Here is a 20,073-nt window from a genome sequence, read left to right as displayed (position 1 = left end):
GCCGTCTTCATGTTGCGCCGGCGCGCTGTCAGTCTCGTCAATCTCGTTCGTCGGCCGGTTAAACTCGGCGGATCGCGCACCGCGCCCCGCCCTTCTTCCTGTTTCATCAAAGCATGCACACGGTAGTCTTCGGCTGGTTCGGCATCTCTGCCGTCTGGTTCCTCCTTCTCTTCTGGCGTCTCGTTCAGGCGATGCTGCCCGGCGGCGGCGGCCTCGCCGGCCACGGCTCGATTCGCCTCTGGATCGGCTTCGCGGCGGTGTTCGTCGCGAGCTGCGCGCTAACGAGCCCGTTGTCCGGCCCGGACACCAACGCGCTCGGCCATGCGCTCTCCGCCGGCTTCGCCCACGTGCTCGGCCCGATCGGCACGCCGGTCGCGATGGTCGTGCTGTTGCTCGCCGGCTTGCCGTGGCTGACCGGCATTCGCTGGCGCCAGTTCGCCGCGTGGGTCGACGCGTCGTTCGGCGTGAAGCTCGCGCGCGACGTCGCGGACGACGACGTGCGCAGCGTCGCCGACCTGCCGCGCGGCGCGCTGCATCGCGACGACGACATCGTGCAGCCGACGACCGCCCATACGGTCAATTCGATGGCGCCGCGCCAGAACGGGCGGTATTCGCGCCCGACGTTGTGGAAGCCCGATCCGCAGGCCCGGCCGAAACCGCGCAACAAGGCCGCGACGCGCCCGCTGGCGGAACCGGTCGCGCCGTCGGGATGGCTGAAGCCGACGCCGGCCAAGCGCATGCCGGCGCCGCCCGTCCCGGCTACGCCGAGCGCGATGCCGCCGCCGACGACCGGCAGCACCGCCAGCCTCGCGCGCGCCGCCGCGAACGCGCAGGGGCCGCGCCCGAATCCGGCGCCGCTGCCGGCCGGGTTCCAGCCGGTTCGACCGCAACCGACCGCCGCGCGGCCGGCTGCCGCTGCAGCCGCGACGGCAGCCGTGGCGGCGTCGAAGCAGCCGAGCGCGCCGCGCGCCACGATCGCGCCGCGCCCGGTTGGTGCGACGCCGCCGCGCACGGCAGCGCGTCCGGCGACGGGAGCCGCCGCCGGCCCGGCTGCTGACCCGGCACGGCGCCGCCCCGCGCCGCCGACGCCCGCCCGCGCACCGCTTTACGCGTGGGTGCAGCAGCCCGCAGAACCGATCACGCCGGCGCCGAGCGTTCACGACACGCTGCGCTCGATCGAAGCCAGCACCGCGCAGTGGGCGGCGCTGGATGGGGTGCGGCCGGGGAATGCGGCGGGTACGGCAGCAGCGGCTGGCAGTTCGGGGAGCGAGGCGACAGTCGCGGCGGTTGGTGCGGTTGGTGTGGCAGGCGGCGTGGTTGCGTCCGAGTCGGCCTCCGTTGCCGCGTCGGGCGCCCTCGCTTCGGATGAGCATCCGGTCGCCCCGCACGACGTCGGACGGGCGGATGCGCTCGCAACCGCATCTGCGTCCACATCGGCTCCCGCTGCTTCCGCCGACAGCGAACCGATCGTGCTGGATGCGTTCATGCCATTAGGCTCGGGCGCGCACGCTCCCATCGTGGACATCAGCTCCTGGCTCGTCGATCAGCCAGCGCAGGACGCGCCGAAAGCGCCCGGCGTCGAAACGCACGCGCACGCAGACCGTCCGGGCAGCGAACGCGAACATGCCGTCAACGGCGCTGCCGCGCCGGAATCCCATGCACCGATCGACGTTGCGCCCTGGGAAGACGTCGTCGACACGCCCAGTTCCGCATTGGATACGTCGCAGTCGCAACCGATTTCGGCACGCCAGGTGCAGGAAGGGATGGCGACTCGCGATGTCGACGGAGCGGGTTCGATCGCCGGTACGCCGTCGGCGAATGCGTCGGGTCGTGACGTCGACCGCGCGGGCGCTGGCAGCAGCGACGGGGCCGTCGCGCAACCAGCGGTTAGCGCCGATATCGCCCGATTCGTCGACGCGAACGACGGTATGGCAGGGACGCCCGAACCCGCGAAACAAATTGCGCACGGAGCGCTGAACGCATCTATGCCGGCTTCGCCGACTGCGGACGCGTCGGCGTCGCCTGCAGCGGCAGCGTCGTTGCAAGCGCCCGTCGCGCCGGGTCTGTCCGCATCTTTTGCAACGCCCGCGGCAATGGCCGCGTCGGCATCGCATGCAGCGGCAGCTCCGTCGCAAGCGCCCGGCGCGCCGAGTCTGTCCGCATCGTTTGCAACGCCCACGGCATCAGCCGCGTCGGCGTCGCCTGCAGCGGCAGCGTCGTCGCAAGCGCCCGTCGCGCCGAGTCTGCCCGCATCGTTTGCAACGCCCGCGGCACCTGCGGCGTCGGCGTCGCCTGCAGCGGCAGCGTCGTCGCAAGCGCCCATCGCGCCGAGCCCGTCAGCGTCGCTGGAATCGGCCGCGGCGATGGCCGCATCGGCATCGCCTGCATCGGCAGTGTCCTCGGAAGCGCCCATCGCGCCGAGTCTGCCTGCATCGTTTGCAACGCCCGCGTCGCCGATACCGTCCGCAGCATCCCCGGCACGCGCCAGCATGCCCGGAAGCCCGTACGAACCCGGCAGCCACACGCCCAACACCGCATCGACCGTCTCGACTGCCCCGCCCGCCACGGCAACGACTAGCGACACCGCCGCTTCCGCGGCGCGCGCGTTCGCATCGCCGATCGCACCGGCGACGCCTGCCCGCGCACCTTCGACCGATGCGTCGGCGCAGTCCGCGATGCGCGCCGCCGAGCCGATGTCGGCCGTTGCGACCGCATCGCTCCCCGCCGCCCTCGGCTCGACGGTCTTGCATCCGACGGCAAACGTTCCCGTGACGCAGACGGCCGCATCGTTCTCGATGTCGACGGAGCGCGCAGCCACCGGCGCGTCGCCTGCATCGGCCACGGAGTCGGCATCCCACGCGAGCCGCACGCCAGACGCGCCGGCGGTCGATACACCGGCCGAGTCCGCCACGCAGACACATGCAACGCAAGCGCCAACCGCCGGCATCGCGCCGGCGCCGTCTGCGGGCGCACTTGCTGCCGTCGGTACGGCCACGCCCACGTTCGGGTCGACCGCTGCATTTGGCGGCACGTCGACGGCGAGCGGTACGCCCGCGTCAATGACATCTATGACGCCGACCGCAGCGATTGCGCCATTCGCGGCACCGCCGTCCTCGACTCAGGCAGCAGCGCCCACGTCATCCTTCACCGTTTCCCACGCGCCGCTCGACGCTGCGGCTCCGGATCGCGCAATCGCGTCCACGCCCGCGCAGCAGGCCCAGTCGTACACCGGCACGCCGGCGCCCGCTACTTCGTCGCCGACCAACCCGATGCCCGCAGCAACGATCGCGACGTCGACGGCCGCGCCCGTCGGCGCCGCACTGCCGACGCTCACCGCTGCATCGCTCCCCGGCGCCATGCTGGCCGGCACCTCGCCCGCGGCGGCGGCCGCCGAGCCTGCCGCTGCTACGGCAATCGCAGCAGTGCCCACACCGGCCACCGTCACCTTCGCCCAAGCCGTAGCACCGACCGACGCCCCCGCATCGTCCGCCGCAAACGCCGCCCCCGCGGAACCGGCCACGCCACCCGACGCCGAAGCGGAAGCCGCGACCACCCCAACCCGCCCGCCGCGTCCGAACGCGTTCGAATTCCACGCGCCCGCGTCCTTCAACGTCGAGCTGCCGACGCTCGACCTGCTCGAGCCGGCATCGGACGACATCGAGCCCATCTCGGAAGAACACCTCGCGCAGACCGGCCAGGTGATCGAGCAGCGCCTGCAGGAGTTCAAGGTGCCGGTGACGGTCGTCGGCGCGTCGGCGGGCCCGGTGATCACGCGCTTCGAAATCGAACCCGCGCTCGGCGTGCGCGGCAGCCAGATCGTCGGCCTGATGAAGGACCTGTCGCGCGGGCTCGGCCTCACGTCGATCCGCGTCGTCGAGACGATTCCCGGCAAGACCTGCATGGGCCTCGAGCTGCCGAACGCGAAGCGCCAGATGATCCGCCTGTCGGAGATTCTCGAATCGCGTCAGTACCAGCATTCGACGTCGCAGCTGACGATCGCGATGGGCAAGGACATCACCGGCCATCCGGTCGTCACCGATCTGGCTAAGGCGCCGCACATGCTGGTCGCCGGCACGACCGGCTCGGGCAAGTCGGTCGCGATCAACGCGATGATCCTGTCGCTGCTGTACAAGGCGACGCCGGAGGAAGTGCGGCTCATCATGATCGATCCGAAGATGCTCGAGCTGTCGGTCTATGAGGGCATCCCGCACCTGCTCGCGCCCGTCGTCACCGACATGAAGCTCGCGGCGAACGCGCTGAACTGGTGCGTCGGCGAAATGGAGAAGCGCTACCGGCTGATGTCGGCCGTCGGCGTGCGCAACCTCGCGGGCTTCAACCAGAAGATCCGCGACGCCGAGGCAAAGGAAAAGAAGATCGGCAACCCGTTCTCGCTGACGCCCGACGATCCGGAACCGCTGTCGACGCTGCCGCTGATCGTCGTCGTGATCGACGAGCTGGCCGACCTGATGATGGTCGCCGGCAAGAAGATCGAGGAGCTGATCGCCCGGCTCGCGCAGAAGGCGCGCGCGGCCGGCATCCATCTGATCCTCGCGACCCAGCGCCCGTCCGTCGACGTGATCACCGGCCTCATCAAGGCGAACATTCCGACGCGCGTCGCGTTTCAGGTGTCGTCGAAGATCGACTCGCGCACGATCCTCGACCAGATGGGCGCCGAATCGCTGCTCGGCCAGGGCGACATGCTGTTCCTGCCGCCGGGCACCGGCTACCCGCAGCGCGTGCACGGCGCGTTCGTCGCCGACGAGGAAGTGCACCGCATCGTCGAATACCTGAAGCAGTTCGGCGAGCCGCAGTACGAGGAAGGTATCCTCGACGGTCCCGCGGCCGACGGCGCGACGCAGGACCTGTTCGGCGATGCGCCCGACGCGGAAGCCGATCCGCTCTACGACGAAGCCGTCGCGTTCGTCGTGCGCACGCGGCGCGCGTCGATCTCGTCGGTGCAGCGCCAGCTACGCATCGGCTACAACCGCGCCGCGCGTCTCGTCGAACAGATGGAAGCAGCCGGCCTCGTGTCGCCGATGGGGATCAACGGCAGCCGCGAGGTGCTCGTGCCGGCCGCCGCCGACTGAGCGAGACGGGGCGAAGAACGGGGCGAAGCCGAGCGCACCGGCGGGCCGCGGCCCGCACCGCGACGCCAGTCCACAAACGCAAAGGGCGCTGCCGACCTGATCGGCAGCGCCCTTTTTACATCGCCTGCGCGTTATTGCTCGACCGGCACCAGCTTGAAGTCGACCGGGCTGCCGACCGCGACCTTCTGCGGATTCGGCCCGAGCTGCCCGCTCTCGACATCGCGGCTGAACACGTAGAACGTGTCGCTGTCCTGGTTGCCGACGATCAGCCACTTGCCGCTCGGATCGATCAGGAATTCGCGCGGCGTCTTGCCGAGGCTCGACTGGCGGCCGACCGTCTTGAGCCGGCCGTCGGCCTGGTTCACCGCGTAGATCACGACGTCGTTGGCGTCGCCGCGATTGCTCGCGTAGACGAAGCGGCCGTCCGGCGACACGTGGATCGCGCCGCCGCCCACCTTGCCCTTGAAGCCCGGCGCGCTCATCGGCAGCGTCTGGACCGGCGTGAGCTTGCCGTCGTGATAGCCGAACACCTCGACCGACGCGTTCAGCTCGCTCGTCACGTACGCGAACCGGCCGTCCGCGCCGAACACCATGTGGCGCGGCCCCGAGCCCGGCTTCACCGGCGTGTAGCGCGTGTCGGTCGGACTGATCAGCCCGCGGCTGCCGTCGACCGTGTAGCGGTAGCCGTAGATCTTGTCGGCGCCGAGGTCCTGCACGAACAGATAACGCCCATCGGGCGAGAACACCGTCGAATGCACGTGCGCGCCGTCCTGCCGCCCCTTCACGGGGCCGGTGCCTTCGTGGTGCACGGTCAACACGGCCGTGCCGACCGCGCCGCCGTCGCGCACCGGGAATACGGCGAAGCTGCCGCCCGGATCGGCCGCGACCGAGTAGTTGGCAGTCACGACGTACTTGCCGTCCGGCGAGAGCGCCAGATAGCACGGGTCGTTCCCTTCCGACGACACGCGATCGATGAAGGTGAGCGTGCCGGTCTTCGGATCGAAGCCGAACGCGCTGATGCCGCCGCGCTGCGTGGCCGGCCCGTTGTCACCGGGCAGCTCGTTGACCGCATACACGGTGCGGCCGTCGCGGCTCGGCAACAGATACGACGGATTCACCGTCTTGGCCGACGACACGGGCGCGACGCTGCCCGTCTTCGTATCGAAGCGGTACACGTAGATGCCTTCGCTGCCGTGACCCGTATAGGTGCCGACGAGCAGGTTGTAGACGCCGTCGGCGGCGGCCGGCGCCTGCTGCGCGAACGCGTGGGTCGCCGACAGCGACAGCACGAGTGCGAAACCTTTCATCCAGTGAGCGAGCCTAAGCGGGGACCCTCGTGTCGCAGCGCGTGCGTCATGCTCGCGTAAACGGTTGGGCATTCAATCCTCCTTGCATCGAGTCGCTTCAAGTGTTGAGATAGGACGAAACGCCTGCCGTTCACGCGCTCCGCCGCCCGGCCGAGTATACGGGGCGCGGCGCCCGAACGCGAAGCGCGAGCGCCGCTGCCTGCATTGTGAACTCGAATATCCAAGGACCGCTTGCCCATGCCCGCCCTGATCGAAGACTACGCCCTCGTCGGCGACGGCCACACCGCTGCCCTGATTTCACGAGACGGCTCCGTCGACTGGCTGTGCTGGCCCCGCTTCGATTCGGGCGCCTGCTTCGCGGCGCTGGTCGGCACGCCCGAGCATGGCCGCTGGCTGCTCGCGCCGGCCGCCGACGCCGCGATCACGCACACGACACGCCGCTATCGCGGCGACACGCTGATCCTCGAAACCGACTACGAAAGCGCGGACGGCGCCGTCACCGTGGTCGACTTCATGCCGCCCGGCAACGGCTGGTCGGAGCTGGTACGGATCGTCGTCGGCCGGCACGGCACGATGAAGATGCGCATGGAGCTCGTGTTGCGCTTCGACTACGGCTTCTCGATTCCGTGGGTCACGCAGCTGTCCCGCGAGAACGGCATGAAAGCAATCGCCGGTCCCGATACGGTCGTGCTGCGCACGCCCGTGCCGCTCACCGGCCGCAATCTGCATACGCTCGCGGAATTCACGGTCAGCGCCGACGAGCGCATCCCGTTCTCGCTCGGCTATGCGGCGTCGCATCTGCGGCTGCCGCCCGCACGCGACCCGCTGTCGATGCTCGCCCGCACCGAGAATTACTGGCTCGAATGGTCGGGCCGCTGCCAGGTGCAGGGCCGCTATGCGGCCGCCGTGCGCCGCTCGCTGCTCACGCTGAAGGCGCTCGCCTACGAGCCGACCGGCGGCATCGTCGCCGCGCCGACCACGTCGCTGCCCGAGAAGATCGGCGGCAACCGCAACTGGGACTACCGCTATTGCTGGCTGCGCGACGCGACGATCACGCTGCTCGCGCTGATGCGCGGCGGCTACTACGACGAGGCGCGTGCGTGGCGCTCCTGGCTCGGCCGCGTGATGGCCGGCTCGCCCGAACAGATCCAGATCATGTACGGGATCGCCGGCGAGCGCCGGCTCCCCGAAATGGAGCTCGACTGGCTGCCCGGCTATCAGAATTCGAAGCCGGTGCGGGTCGGCAACGGTGCCGCGAACCAGCTGCAGCTCGACGTATTCGGCGAGGTGATGGCCGCGCTGCATCTGGCGCGCGTGGGCGGCCTGCAGGCCGACGACACCGTCTGGTCCGTGCAGTGCGCGCTGCTCGACCACCTCGAGAAAATCTGGCAGGAGCCCGACGAAGGCATCTGGGAAACGCGCGGCGGCCGCCGCCATTTCACATTCTCGAAGGTGATGGCGTGGGTCGCGTTCGATCGCGCGATCAAGTCGGCCGAAATGTTCCGTCTGCCCGGCTCGCTCGACCGCTGGCGCGCACTGCGCGACAGCATCCACGCGGACGTCTGCGACAACGCGTGGCATGAAGGCAAACAGGCGTTTGCGCAGAGCTATGGCAGCGACGAGCTCGACGCGAGCGTGCTGCTGATGCCGCTCATGGGCTTCCTGCCGCCGGAAGATCCGCGCATCGTCGGCACGGTCGAGGCGATCGAACGGGAATTGCTGCACGACGGGCTCGTGATGCGCTACCGCACGACCGAATACGACGACGGGCTGCCGCCCGGCGAAGGCACGTTTCTGGCATGCAGTTTCTGGCTGGTCGACAACTACGCGCTGCTCGGCCGGATCGACGATGCGCACCGGCTGTTCAGCCGGCTGCTGGCGCTGTCGAACGACCTCGGCCTGCTCGCCGAGGAATACGACCCCGTCGACGGCCGGCTGGTCGGCAACTTCCCGCAGGCGTTCTCGCACGTGGCGCTGGTGCACACCGCGATGAACCTGATGCACCACGAAGATGCGATGGCGCGCGCGGCCGGCCAGCCCGCGCCGGCCGTGGCGACCGGGCGCTGAAGGGGATGCTGGCGGGCGCCTACGGGCCGGGCGGCGGCTTGTTCAGAGATCGTCAATTCACAAAAATTTGATGAAAAATCAGGGAAATGTTGCATTGCGGCACGAAGGGTTGTCCGATATGATCGATTCGATTGTCCGGCCGCAGCGCAACATGGCCGGGCGCTGATCCACACGGCACGCCGCGACGCTCACGCCGCCCCTGCGCACCGTCCCCCACGCGGGAGTAGTCTGCATGCTTTATCAACTGCACGAATTCCAGCGGGCCATGCTGAGCCCGCTCACGGCCTGGGCCCAGGCCGCATCGAAATCCTTTGCGAACCCGTCGAGCCCGTTCTCGCTGATGCCCGGCGCGCCGCGGATGGCGGCCGCGTACGAGTTGCTGTACCGGCTCGGCAAGGATTACGAGAAGCCCGAATTCAACATTCACCAGATCGTCAAGGACGGCCACAACATCCCGATCGTCGAGCAGACGATCATCGAGAAGCCGTTCTGCAGGCTGCTGCGCTTCAAGCGCTATGCGGACGACGCCGACGCCGTCACGCAGCTGAAGGACGAACCGGTCGTGCTGGTCTGCGCGCCGCTGTCGGGCCACCACTCCACACTGCTGCGCGACACCGTGCGCACGCTGCTGCAGGATCACAAGGTGTACATCACCGACTGGATCGACGCGCGGATGGTGCCGGTCGAAGTCGGCCCGTTCCATCTGCACGATTACATCGCGTACATCCAGGAGTTCATCCGCCACATCGGCGCGCGCAACGTGCACGTGATCTCCGTGTGCCAGCCGACGGTGCCGGTGCTCGCGGCGATCTCGCTGATGGCGAGCCGCGGCGAGGACACGCCGCTCACGATGACGATGATGGGCGGCCCGATCGACGCGCGCCGCAGCCCGACGTCGGTGAACTCGCTGGCGACGCAGCATTCGACCGCATGGTTCGAGAACAACGTGATCCACACGGTGCCCGCGAACTATCCGGGCGAAGGCCGCCACGTGTATCCGGGCTTCCTGCAGCATACGGGCTTCGTCGCGATGAACCCGGAACGTCACGCGCAATCGCACTGGGACTTCTATCAGAGCCTGCTGCGCGGCGACGAGGACGACGCCGAAGCGCACCGCCAGTTCTACGACGAGTACAACGCGGTGCTCGACATGGCTGCCGAGTATTACCTCGAGACGATCCGCGTCGTGTTCCAGGAATTCCGGCTCGCCGAAGGCACGTGGGACGTCGAAGGCGAGCGCGTGCGCCCGCAGGACATCAAGCACACGGCGCTGATGACGATCGAGGGCGAGCTCGACGACATCTCGGGCAGCGGCCAGACCCACGTCGCGCACGAGCTGTGCATGGGCATTCCGCAGGACGACCGCCGCAGCCTGACCGCCGAGAAATGCGGCCATTACGGGATCTTCTCGGGCCGCCGCTGGCGCACGATCATCTATCCGCAGTTGCGCGACTTCATTCGCGAGCACGCTCCCGAGCCGAAACACGGCGCGACGAAGACGCCCGGCAACGCGCCGGTAGAATCGACCGCAGCAACCGGAACGACCGCGGCGCCGCTCGCCGCCGTGTCGGCCGACAAGCCCCAGCCCGAAACGGCGACGCGCACGACGGCCGCCGTCGCGAAACGCTCGCGCCCGAAGACACCGGCTGCGACCGTCGCCCCGGCCAAGACGGCAGCCGCGAAGGCCGCACCGGGCGCGAAGCGGGCGGCCGGCACGCGCGCCAAGTCGGTTCGCGCGCGCAAGGCCGCCTGACGCGCGACGCGCGCCGACGCAAAAACGCCGCCGATGCTTCATGCACGGCGGCGTTTTTCTTTACACGGGTCGAGCGCAGCGACGCGGCCCGCGAGCACCGCATCAGCGGCGCAGCAAATAGGCGAGCAGCACTTCGGTGTTCATCCTGACCATCTCGGCGCGCTCGTCGGTGTCGCTGAAATCGCGGCCGAGCGTCGCCGCGAGCGTGAAGCGGTTCGACACGATGTAGTAGCCGAGCCCCGACAGCGTCACGTAAAAGCGCAGCGGATCGACGTCGTTGCGGAACAGCCCGGCCTTCTGGCCGCGCGTCAGCACGTTGCCGAGCGTCGCGACGATCGGCGACATCATCTCGCGGATGCGCGTCGACTTGTGCAGGTAGCGCGCTTCGTGCAGGTTTTCGTTGTTGATGAGGCGCAGCAGTTCCGGATGGTCGCGGTAGTAATCCCACACGAAATGCGCGAGCCGCGTGACGGCTTCCACCGGTGCGACGCCATCGAGATCGAGCACGCGCTCGGCGTCCGTGAGCGCGGAGAACGCGTGTTCGAGCACAGCGGTGAACAGCTGCTCCTTGCTGCCGAAGTAGTAATAGAGCATGCGCTCGTTGGTCTCGGCGCGACGCGCGATCTGGTCGACGCGCGCGCCGAACAGCCCTCCAGTCGCGAACTCTTCGGCCGCCGCCATCAGGATGCGACGGCGTGTACCTTCAGGATCTCTTTTGATTTTTGGCTGATTCATGGTGGCGTTTTGCTATGTGAGCCGCGTGATCCGGACCGGCACCCCCACCGCCTCGGTGCCGGCGCAACCTGGAACGGTCGCACCGCGGGCGGCCGCCCTCCTGCTGAGCCCCTGCAAAAAAGCGGTTCGATTATGCGCACAGAGCGCGTCCAGCGCAATGCGGGAAATCGGCGATAATCAAGGTTTGGCAAACCTTTCCGGCCGCGCCGCACGCGGCCGAAAGCCATTCGGCGCTGCCGCGCCCGTTGTCACCGTGACCGATTCCAAGACCCTCGCGGATCGCCTCGAAGATCTGCTCCCCCAGACGCAATGCACGAAGTGCGGCTATGACGGCTGCCGCCCATACGCGGAAGCGATCGCCGCCGGCAACGCGAACTACAACCAGTGCCCGCCGGGCGGCGCCGAAGGCATCGCGCGCCTGGCGAGCCTGCTCGGCAAGCCGGTGATTCCATTGAATCCGGTGAACGGCGCCGAGCATCCGCGCGCCATCGCATTCATCGACGAAAGCCTGTGCATCGGCTGCACGCTGTGCCTGCAGGCGTGCCCGGTCGACGCGATCATCGGCGCGCCGAAGCAGATGCACACGATCATCGAGCCGCTCTGCACCGGCTGCGACCTGTGCGTGGCGCCCTGCCCGGTCGACTGCATCGCGATGGTACCCGTGACCGGTGATCGCACGGGCTGGGACGCATGGTCGCAGGAGCAGGCTGATGCCGCGCGCGCGCGGCATGATCGCCGGCTCGCCCGCCAGCGCCGCGAACGCGAAGCCGCCGAAGCGCGTGCGGCGGCCCGGCGCGCGGCGAGCGCCGGCGCAGCGAAGGCGGCGCCCGCCGAAGCAGCGCCGGGCGCAGCGTCCGACGACGCCGACGCGAAGAAACGCGCGATCATCGCCGCCGCCCTCGAACGCGCACGCCAGAAGAAGGAAGCGCTGGCCGAGCAAGGCGCGGCGCCGAAGAACACCGAACACGTCAGCGCGGCCGTGCAGGCGCAGATCGATGCGGCGGAAGCCCGCCGCAAGCGGCTCGCCGAGCAGCACGCGCAGCGCGACGGCGAAGCGGCGGCGCCCGACGCACAACACGACGACCGGAACGGCGCGTCCGCGCCGCCCGACAAGAACCGTCCATGAACGCCACGAAACGACGCGCGATCTACGAAACGCTGCAAAGCCTGAATCCGCATCCGACCACCGAGCTCGAATACACGACGCCGTTCGAGCTGCTGATCGCCGTGATGCTGTCCGCGCAGGCGACCGACGTGTCGGTCAACAAGGCGATGCGCAAGATGTTCCCGGTCGCGAACACCCCGCGACAAATCGTCGCGCTTGGCGAGGAAGGCGTGGCCGACTACATCAAGACGATCGGCCTGTACCGCACCAAGGCGAAGAACGTGGTCGCCACCTGCCATATCCTGCTCGAGCGCTACGGCGGCGAAGTGCCGGCCGATCGCGAGGCGCTCGAGAGCCTGCCGGGCGTCGGCCGCAAAACCGCCAACGTCGTGCTGAACACCGCGTTCGGCCAGCCGACGATCGCGGTCGACACGCACATCTTCCGCGTCGCGAATCGCACGGGCCTAGCGCCCGGCAAGGACGTGCGGGCCGTCGAAGCCGCGCTCGAGAAATTCACGCCGAAGGAATTCCTGCACGACGCGCATCACTGGCTGATCCTGCACGGACGCTATGTGTGCAAGGCGCGCCGGCCCGAATGCTGGCACTGCGCGATCGAGCCGCTGTGCGAGTTCCGGCCGAAGACGCCACCGCCTAGCGAGTGAACGTCGGCGGCCGGCAGATCGTACCGGCCGGCTGTGCATCACGGCATTGAACGCGGTGCGGCACGCGTGTCGCGAGGGGCGCTGTCGTGCCGAGTCGTTCTGGGCCGTGCCGTGTTGCGCCGTGCCGTATCGCGACATCTCGCGCCATGCCATACCACGCCGCCCCCACCCGCACCACCGCCGCCCTTCCGCCCCCCGCTACGCGTTGGACGTCGCCGTCGTATCGTCGACCGCCGCGCCGCCCGCACGCACGAGCGCCAGCACGGCCGCGAGAATCGCGATGCCGCCCGCCCACTGCAGCGGCGACAACGCCTCGCCGAACAGCAGCGCCGCGAGCGCGACCGTCACGACCGGCTCGAGCGTCGACAGCATCGACGTGCGCGCGGCGCCGAGCCGCTCGAGGCCGGCGAAGAACGCCAGCATCGCGGCGACCGTCGAGACCAGCGCGATCGCCAGCATCGACGCCCAGCCGCCGGCCGTCGCTGGCCAGCGCGGCGGCGCGCCGAACGCCGCTGTCCGCACGACAGCGATTGCGACGAGCGTCGCGGTGGCCGACAGGCAGATGATCGCGGTGGTCGCGAGCGGATCGACGCCGCGCGTCGCCTTCGTGCCGCCGACGATGTACAGCGAATAGATCACCGCGGCCGCCAGCGCGAGCGCGATGCCGAGCGGTTCGCCGTGCCCGCCGCCGACCATCAGCGCCGAGCCGGCCACGCACAGCACGAGCGCGACGGCCTTCGCACGCGTCAGGCGCTCGCCGAGCCACCATGCTGCGAGCAGCGTGACGAAGGCCGGGTACAGATAGAGCAGCAACGCGACGAGGCTCGCCTGCGCATGCTGAAGCGCGCTGAAATAGCAGAACGACTGCCCGACGTAGCCGAGCGCGCCCATCGCGACGAGCGGCGCGAGCCTGCGCCCGCGCGGCCACGCGACGCGCCGCCGCCGCGCGATCGCCGCGAGGATCGCGCCGCCGATGGCGAAGCGCACGATCAGCAGACCGAGCACGTCGACGCCGGCCGCATACGCATAGCGGCCGAAGATCGCCATCGCGCCGAACGCGGCGGCGGACAGCGCGACATAGAACGCGCCTCGCAGCGCGGCGGACGATGAACGGGCGGTGGCGGACATGATGGAGCGCAACGAGCGCGACGACGGCGATCGACGGAGTCTAGCGGTCCGGCGTCCGCAAGCCTAGCCCCCGCTCATCCGTTGCGAGGCGCGCGGCCAACGCGGCCTGCGCACCCAATCGCGGCCGCCCGCCGCATCCCGCAACGCGCGTTCCGCTCGCGCCCAACCGCCCGCCAGCACCGCTCGCCGACCCGGCGTACAATGCGCGACGCGGCATCAGGCCGTCCGAATCACGACGTCTCCCCGATCATGTTCAATCCGAGTCGCGACGAAGTCCGTCGCTTTTTCACCGAAACCTGGCGCAAGCAGCGCGCAGGCGAAATCCTGACGCCGCTGGAAGCGATGGCCGCCGACTGGATCGTCGAACACCCCGAATACCACGACGAGCTCGCGGACGCCGACGGCGCCGCCGCGCGCAACTACACGCCCGAGGAAGGTCGCACGAACCCGTTCCTGCACCTGTCGATGCACCTCGCGATCAGCGAGCAGCTATCGATCGACCAGCCGCCCGGCATCCGCGCCGCGCACGACAAGCTGGCCGCGAAGCTCGACTCGACGCACGAAGCGCAGCACACGATCATGGAATGTCTCGGTGAGACGATCTGGGAAGCGCAGCGCACCGGCACGCCGCCGGACACCGACGCCTATCTGCAACGCATCCTGCGCCGCGCGTCGCGCGACTGACCGCGGGCCGCAGCGCGATCGCCGGCCGCCGCGCGGACAAAAAAATACCCCGCCGCCGCGGGGTATTTCGCTGCACGGGCCGCTCGGCCCGGCACACTTACTTCTTGAAGACGAGATCGGTTTCTTTCAGCGACTCGATGTAGGCGGCGATGTCCTTCATGTCGCTCACCGACAGGTTCTGCACCTGCGCCTGCATGATCGCGTTGTTGCGGCCGAGCAGCGGGTTCGTCAGCCCCATCTGGTACTGGCGCATCGCCCACACGAGGTAGTCGGCGTGCTGGCCCGCGAGGCGCGGATATTCGGCGTTGATCGGCTTGTTCAGTTGCGCGCCGTGGCAGGCCGCGCAGTTGTGCGACTCGACCAGTTCCTTGCCCTTCGTCGTGTCCGCCGCATGCGCGGTACCGATCGCGAGGCCGGCCGCCAGTGCCACCGCCGCCGTCTTGAATGCGTTGTTCATGAATGCTCCTGTCCCGCCGGTCTGATCGGCGGCGCGCGCTTTACTTGTAGGGATTGTCCTTCGTGTCGGCCTTCTGGGCGGCATAGTAGGCCGCCAGATCCGCGATGTCCTGATCCGTCAGCGAACCGGCGATCGCATTCATCGACGGGAAGTGACGATCCTTCTTGCGGTAGGCCTTCAGCGCGTTCTCGAGATATTGCTGGTTCTGGCCGCCGAGGACGGGCACCCGGTAGACCTCCGGGTACGCCGCGCGGTAATCCTGGATGCCGTGGCAACCGATGCACATGGCGGCCTTGCTCGCCCCGTCCTTCGGGTTGCCGACCACACCGGCCGCCTGCGCGCTGCCCGCGAGCGCCACGAGCGCCGCGACAACGACGTGTTTGCCGACGAATTTGTTCATAGCTCTTGTAACCTAGCTTGAGGGGAAACTGGCGCCGAAGCGGCAACGGCCCGCGCCGTTTTGCTTATCGGTCGCCACGCAGGCCAAAAAAAACGGCCAGATTGTACCGCGTCGGCGGGGAATGCGTCCACACGGCGCCCGCGCCCGGCCCGCCGCAGCCCCGGCAACGATACGCGGGAGCGCGCCAACCGGACAGCCCTTCTGACTTATACTGGGTTTTTTTGAGACCAGAAAAGAGCGCCGCCATGCGTTTCGAAGGATCCTCGCACTACGTCGCCACCGACGACCTGAAGCTCGCGGTCAACGCCGCACTGACGCTGCAGCGCCCGCTGCTGATCAAGGGCGAACCCGGCACCGGCAAGACGATGCTCGCCGAGGAAGTGGCCGCCGCGCTCGACATGCCGCTGCTGCAGTGGCACATCAAGTCGACCACCAAAGCGCAGCAGGGCCTGTACGAATACGACGCCGTCTCGCGCCTGCGCGACTCGCAGCTCGGCGACGAACGCGTGAAGGACATCGCGAACTACATCGTGAAAGGCGTGCTGTGGCAGGCGTTCGACGCCGAGCGCCCGAGCGTGCTGCTGATCGACGAGATCGACAAGGCCGACATCGAATTCCCGAACGACCTGCTGCGCGAGCTCGACCGCATGGAGTTCCACGTGTACGAGACGCGCGAGACGGTGCGCGCGAAGCATCGCCCGCTCGTGATCATCACGTCGAACAACGAGAAGGAATTGCCCGACGCGTTCCTGCGCCGCTGCTTCTTCCACTACATCCAGTTTCCCGATGCGTCGACGATGCAGAAGATCGTCGCGGTCCACTTCCCGAACATCCGCGAGGAGCTGCTGCAGGCCGCGCTGCAGAGTTTCTTCGAATTGCGCAGCGTGTCGGGCCTCAAGAAGAAGCCGTCGACGTCCGAGCTGCTCGACTGGCTGAAGCTGCTGCTCGCCGAGAACATCCCCGCCGACGCGCTGCGCGGCGCCGACGCGAAGCAGATCGTCCCGCCGCTCGCCGGCGCGCTGCTGAAGAACGAGCAGGATCTGAGCCTGCTCGAGCGGCTCGTCTACATGAACCGGCACAACCGGTAACCCACGCGCGAAGGCCCGGCCATGCTGCTCAATTTCTTCTACGCGCTGCGCGCAGCCAAGCTGCCCGTCTCGGTGAAGGAATACCTGACGCTGCTCGAAGCGCTGAAGGCCGGCCTGATCTCGCCGTCGATCGACGCGTTCTACTTCCTCGCGCGGATGACGCTCGTGAAGGACGAGCAGTACTTCGACAAGTTCGACCAGGCGTTCGGCGCGTATTTCCACGGCGTGTCCGCGCTGCCGTCCGACGCGTTCGACATCCCGCTCGACTGGCTCGAGAAGCGCCTCGAGCGCGAGCTGTCGCCGGACGAGAAGGCGCAGATCGAAGCGATGGGCGGGCTCGACAAGCTGATGGCGCGCCTGAAGGCGCTGCTCGACGAGCAGAAGGAGCGCCACGAAGGCGGCAACAAGTGGATCGGCACCGGCGGCACCTCGCCGTTCGGCCACGGCGGCTACAACCCCGAAGGGATCCGCATCGGCGGCCCGTCGAACGGCAACCGCACCGCGGTCAAGGTGTGGGAGGCGCGCGCGTATCGCGACTACGACGACTCGGTGGAGATCGGCACGCGCAACATCAAGGTCGCGCTGCGCCGCCTGCGCCGCTTCGCGCGCGAAGGCGCGGCCGAGGAGCTCGACCTGCCCGGCACGATCCGCAGCACGGCCGCGAACGCCGGCTGGCTCGATCTGCGGATGGTGCCCGAGCGCCACAACAACGTGAAGGTGCTGATGCTGCTCGACGTCGGCGGCTCGATGGACGACCACATCAAGCGCACCGAAGAACTGTTCTCGGCTGCGAAGGCCGAGTTCAAGCACCTCGAGTTCTACTATTTCCACAACTGCGTGTACGACCACCTGTGGAAGAACAATCGCCGGCGCCAGTCGGAGCGCACCGCGACGTGGGACGTGCTGCACAAGTTCACGCCCGACTACAAGCTGATCTTCGTCGGCGACGCGACGATGAGCCCGTACGAAGTGCTGCAGCCCGGCGGCTCGGTCGAATACAACAACCCGGAGGCCGGCGCCGTGTGGCTGCGCCGCTTCGCCGACCAGTTCCCCCACCATGCATGGCTGAACCCGGAGCCCGAGCGGCTATGGGAATACCGGCAGTCGATCGCGATCATTCGCGACGTGCTCGGCCAGCGCATGTATCCGCTCACGCTCGCGGGCCTCGAAACCGCGATGCGCACGCTCAGCAAATAACGAACCCACCCAGCAGACCCGCAGGCCGCGCGCGCGGCCTCCCCCTCGGAGATAGCATGAATCCCTCGCCCACCGCGAGCGCAGGCCGCGCCGGCGGCCGCCGCTTTTTCGCCGATACGTCGGTGTCGGCGCTCGTCGCCGGCTTCGTCGCGATGATGACCGGCTACACGAGCTCGCTCGTGCTGATGTTCCAGGCCGGCCGCGCCGCGCACCTCACCGATGCGCAAATCTCGTCGTGGATCTGGGCGCTGTCGATCGGCATGGCGCTCACGACCATCGGGCTGTCGCTGCGGTTTCGCGCGCCGGTCGTCGTCGCGTGGTCGACGCCGGGCGCCGCGCTGCTGATCGCGTCGCTGCCCGGCGTGCCGTATCCCGAAGCGATCGGCGCGTTCGTCGTCTGCGCGCTGCTGCTGACGGCCGTCGGCGTGAGCGGGCTGTTCGATACGCTGATGAAGCGCATTCCGGCCGGCATCGCGGCCGCGTTGCTCGCCGGCATCCTGTTCGAGATCGGCATCGAGATCTTCCGCGCGGCCCAGTTCCAGACCGCCCTCGTGCTCGCGATGTTCTTCACCTACCTGATCGTCAAGCGCGCCGCGCCGCGCTACGCGATCGTCACGACGCTGATCGTCGGCACCGCGGTGGCCGGCGGCCTCGGCCTGCTCGACTTCAGCCGCTTCCACATCGCGCTCGCGCAGCCGGTGTTCACGATGCCGGCGTTCTCGATCGCGTCGATCGTCAGCATCGGCATTCCCCTGTTCGTCGTTGCGATGGCGTCGCAGAACGTGCCGGGCATCGCGGTGCTGCGCGCGGACGGCTATGCGACGCCGTCGTCGCCGCTGATCGCGACGACCGGGCTCGCCTCGCTGCTGCTCGCGCCGTTCGGCTCGCACGGCGTGAACCTCGCGGCGATCACGGCCGCGATCTGCACCGGCCCCGAAGCGCACGAGGATCACGCGAAGCGTTACACGGCCGCCGTCTGGTGCGGCACCTTCTATCTGATCGCCGGCGTGTTCGGCGCGACGATCGCCGCGCTGTTCGCGGCGCTGCCGAAGGCGCTGGTCGTGTCGGTCGCAGCGCTCGCGCTGTTCGGCTCGATCATGAGCGGGCTCGCGAATGCGATGCAGGACGTGAAGCAGCGCGAAGCAGCGCTCGTCACGTTCATGGTCACGGCGTCGGGCCTCACGCTGCTGTCGATCGGATCGGCGTTCTGGGGGCTCGTGGCCGGGATCGTCACGCAAGTGATCCTGAACGCGCGACGCCCCGCATAACCGCGCGCACGGCGCCGCCTCGTGCCGGCCGAGCGGCGCGCCATCACGTGCGCGACGCGAATCGGGCCTAGAATAGTGGATCGCAGGCGGCGCCCCGCGCCGTCTCGCTTCGCTGCCGCGCTCGCGCGGCCCGTGAGAACCCAGGCGCCTTGCGCCCTCCTCCCGAATCGCCATGACTACCGCACTCGACCAGCTGAAGCAGTACACGACCGTCGTCGCCGACACGGGCGATTTCCAGCAGCTCGCGCAATACAAGCCGCAGGACGCGACCACGAACCCGTCGCTGATCCTGAAGGCCGTCCAGAAGGACGCGTACAAGCCGATTCTCGAGAAAACCGTCCGCGATCACCGCAACGAAAGCACCGATTTCATCATCGATCGCCTGCTGATCGCATTCGGCACCGAGATCCTGAAGCTGATCCCGGGCCGCGTGTCGACCGAAGTCGACGCGCGCCTGTCGTTCGACACGCAGCGCTCGATCGACAAGGGCCGCGAGCTCATCAAGCTGTACGAAGCAGCCGGCATCGGCCGCGAACGCATCCTGATCAAGCTCGCCTCGACCTGGGAAGGCATCCGCGCGGCGCAGGTGCTGCAGCAGGAAGGGATCAAGTGCAACATGACCCTGCTTTTCTCGCTGGTGCAGGCCGCCGCGTGCGCCGAAGCGGGCGCGCAGCTGATTTCGCCGTTCGTCGGCCGCATCTACGACTGGTACAAGAAGCAGGCCGGCGCCGACTGGGACGAAGCGAAGGACGGCGGCGCGAACGATCCGGGCGTGCAGTCCGTGCGCCGCATCTACACCTACTACAAGACGTTCGGATACCACACCGAGGTGATGGGCGCGAGCTTCCGCACGACGAGCCAGATCATCGAGCTGGCCGGCTGCGATCTGCTGACCATCAGCCCCGATCTGCTGCAGAAGCTGCAGGACAGCAACGATCCGGTCGAGCGCAAGCTGTCGCCCGACGCGCTGCACGACAAGCCCACCGAACGCGTCGCGATCGACGAAGCGTCGTTCCGCTTCCAGCTGAACGACGACGCGATGGCGACGGAAAAACTTGCCGAAGGCATCCGCGTATTCGCCGCCGATGCGGTCAAGCTCGAGAAACTGATCGCTGCGCTGCGCTGAGCCTGGCGG

Annotated in this window: 15 protein-coding genes and 1 pseudogene; 11 read left to right on the top strand and 5 right to left on the bottom strand. The window is 68.5% G+C overall.

All coding sequences use genetic code 11. From position 1 onward, the window contains the following. Nucleotides 1-113 precede the first annotated feature (113 nt). Together MBR110_RS32495 and MBR110_RS32690 are read left to right on the top strand one after the other, a co-directional pair. Nucleotides 114-4,827, top strand: a pseudogene (locus MBR110_RS32495) (DNA translocase FtsK); the annotation flags it as partial. Then, nucleotides 4,824-5,087 (top strand): DNA translocase FtsK, encoded by a 264-nt coding sequence (locus MBR110_RS32690; RefSeq protein WP_407061797.1) that lies wholly within the window; start codon nt 4,824-4,826, stop codon nt 5,085-5,087. The pseudogene MBR110_RS32495 and the gene MBR110_RS32690, both read left to right, overlap by 4 nt. Before the next feature lie 131 nt (nt 5,088-5,218). On the opposite strand, the gene MBR110_RS06425 is transcribed toward MBR110_RS32690, so the two are convergent. Next, nucleotides 5,219-6,466 (bottom strand): lactonase family protein, encoded by a 1,248-nt coding sequence (locus MBR110_RS06425; RefSeq protein ID WP_081054286.1) that lies wholly within the window; start codon nt 6,464-6,466, stop codon nt 5,219-5,221. 165 nt (nt 6,467-6,631) lie between these two features. On the opposite strand from MBR110_RS06425, the gene MBR110_RS06420 reads away from it, so the two are divergent. Both MBR110_RS06420 and MBR110_RS06415 read left to right on the top strand, forming a co-directional pair. Continuing rightward, complete coding sequence (locus MBR110_RS06420) at nt 6,632-8,461, top strand: glycoside hydrolase family 15 protein (RefSeq protein ID WP_059734574.1); 1,830 nt, start codon at nt 6,632-6,634, stop codon at nt 8,459-8,461. 232 nt (nt 8,462-8,693) lie between these two features. Continuing rightward, the gene (locus MBR110_RS06415) at nt 8,694-10,214 is read left to right on the top strand and encodes a polyhydroxyalkanoate depolymerase (protein WP_011885609.1); all 1,521 of its coding nucleotides are present in this window, start codon (nt 8,694-8,696) and stop codon (nt 10,212-10,214) included. A 102-nt stretch (nt 10,215-10,316) separates the two neighbouring features. Here the strand turns inward: MBR110_RS06415 and MBR110_RS06410 are convergent, their stop codons facing one another. Then, the gene (locus tag MBR110_RS06410; RefSeq protein WP_011885610.1) at nt 10,317-10,949 is read right to left on the bottom strand and encodes a TetR family transcriptional regulator; all 633 of its coding nucleotides are present in this window, start codon (nt 10,947-10,949) and stop codon (nt 10,317-10,319) included. 157 nt (nt 10,950-11,106) lie between these two features. Between MBR110_RS06410 and rsxB the strand changes: the two genes are divergently transcribed. Together rsxB and nth are read left to right on the top strand one after the other, a co-directional pair. Next, on the top strand, nt 11,107-12,075 hold the full coding sequence (gene rsxB, locus MBR110_RS06405; RefSeq protein ID WP_059461268.1) for an electron transport complex subunit RsxB: 969 nt from the start codon (nt 11,107-11,109) through the stop codon (nt 12,073-12,075). Beyond that, on the top strand, nt 12,072-12,716 hold the full coding sequence (nth, locus tag MBR110_RS06400; RefSeq protein WP_014723413.1) for an endonuclease III: 645 nt from the start codon (nt 12,072-12,074) through the stop codon (nt 12,714-12,716). The genes rsxB and nth overlap by 4 nt, the downstream gene beginning before the upstream one ends. Before the next feature lie 198 nt (nt 12,717-12,914). Here nth and MBR110_RS06395 read toward each other — a convergent pair whose 3' ends face one another. Continuing rightward, nucleotides 12,915-13,844, bottom strand: a complete 930-nt coding sequence (locus MBR110_RS06395; RefSeq protein WP_059454385.1) for a DMT family transporter — start codon at nt 13,842-13,844, stop codon at nt 12,915-12,917. A gap of 135 nt (nt 13,845-13,979) precedes the next feature. On the opposite strand from MBR110_RS06395, the gene MBR110_RS06390 reads away from it, so the two are divergent. Continuing rightward, nucleotides 13,980-14,528, top strand: coding sequence for a DUF1841 family protein (locus MBR110_RS06390; protein ID WP_374702171.1), 549 nt, complete (start codon nt 13,980-13,982; stop codon nt 14,526-14,528). A 97-nt stretch (nt 14,529-14,625) separates the two neighbouring features. Here MBR110_RS06390 and MBR110_RS06385 read toward each other — a convergent pair whose 3' ends face one another. Both MBR110_RS06385 and MBR110_RS06380 read right to left on the bottom strand, forming a co-directional pair. Next, nucleotides 14,626-14,985, bottom strand: a complete 360-nt coding sequence (locus MBR110_RS06385; protein ID WP_011885615.1) for a c-type cytochrome — start codon at nt 14,983-14,985, stop codon at nt 14,626-14,628. 40 nt (nt 14,986-15,025) lie between these two features. Beyond that, the gene (locus MBR110_RS06380; protein ID WP_011885616.1) at nt 15,026-15,385 is read right to left on the bottom strand and encodes a c-type cytochrome; all 360 of its coding nucleotides are present in this window, start codon (nt 15,383-15,385) and stop codon (nt 15,026-15,028) included. A gap of 245 nt (nt 15,386-15,630) precedes the next feature. Here MBR110_RS06380 and MBR110_RS06375 point away from each other — a divergent pair, with 245 nt between their 5' ends. The 4 genes from MBR110_RS06375 (at nt 15,631) to tal (ending at nt 20,064) form a co-directional block, all read left to right on the top strand. Further along, on the top strand, nt 15,631-16,473 hold the full coding sequence (locus MBR110_RS06375) for an AAA family ATPase (RefSeq protein ID WP_034194030.1): 843 nt from the start codon (nt 15,631-15,633) through the stop codon (nt 16,471-16,473). Between the two features lie 21 nt (nt 16,474-16,494). Further along, nucleotides 16,495-17,670, top strand: a complete 1,176-nt coding sequence (locus tag MBR110_RS06370; protein ID WP_011885618.1) for a vWA domain-containing protein — start codon at nt 16,495-16,497, stop codon at nt 17,668-17,670. Between the two features lie 56 nt (nt 17,671-17,726). Then, a complete protein-coding gene (locus MBR110_RS06365; RefSeq protein ID WP_014723415.1) occupies nt 17,727-18,938 on the top strand; it encodes a benzoate/H(+) symporter BenE family transporter in 1,212 nt (403 codons plus the stop codon). Between the two features lie 172 nt (nt 18,939-19,110). Beyond that, nucleotides 19,111-20,064, top strand: coding sequence for a transaldolase (gene tal, locus MBR110_RS06360; protein WP_011885620.1), 954 nt, complete (start codon nt 19,111-19,113; stop codon nt 20,062-20,064). The last annotated feature ends 9 nt before the right edge of the window (nt 20,065-20,073 follow it).

Origin of the sequence: Burkholderia sp. MBR-1, from assembly GCF_013822785.1 — a bacterium.
GTDB lineage: Bacteria > Pseudomonadota > Gammaproteobacteria > Burkholderiales > Burkholderiaceae > Burkholderia > Burkholderia vietnamiensis.
The sequence above is the reverse complement of the archived record's forward strand: the minus strand, read 5'-3'. Positions and strand labels throughout refer to the sequence as shown.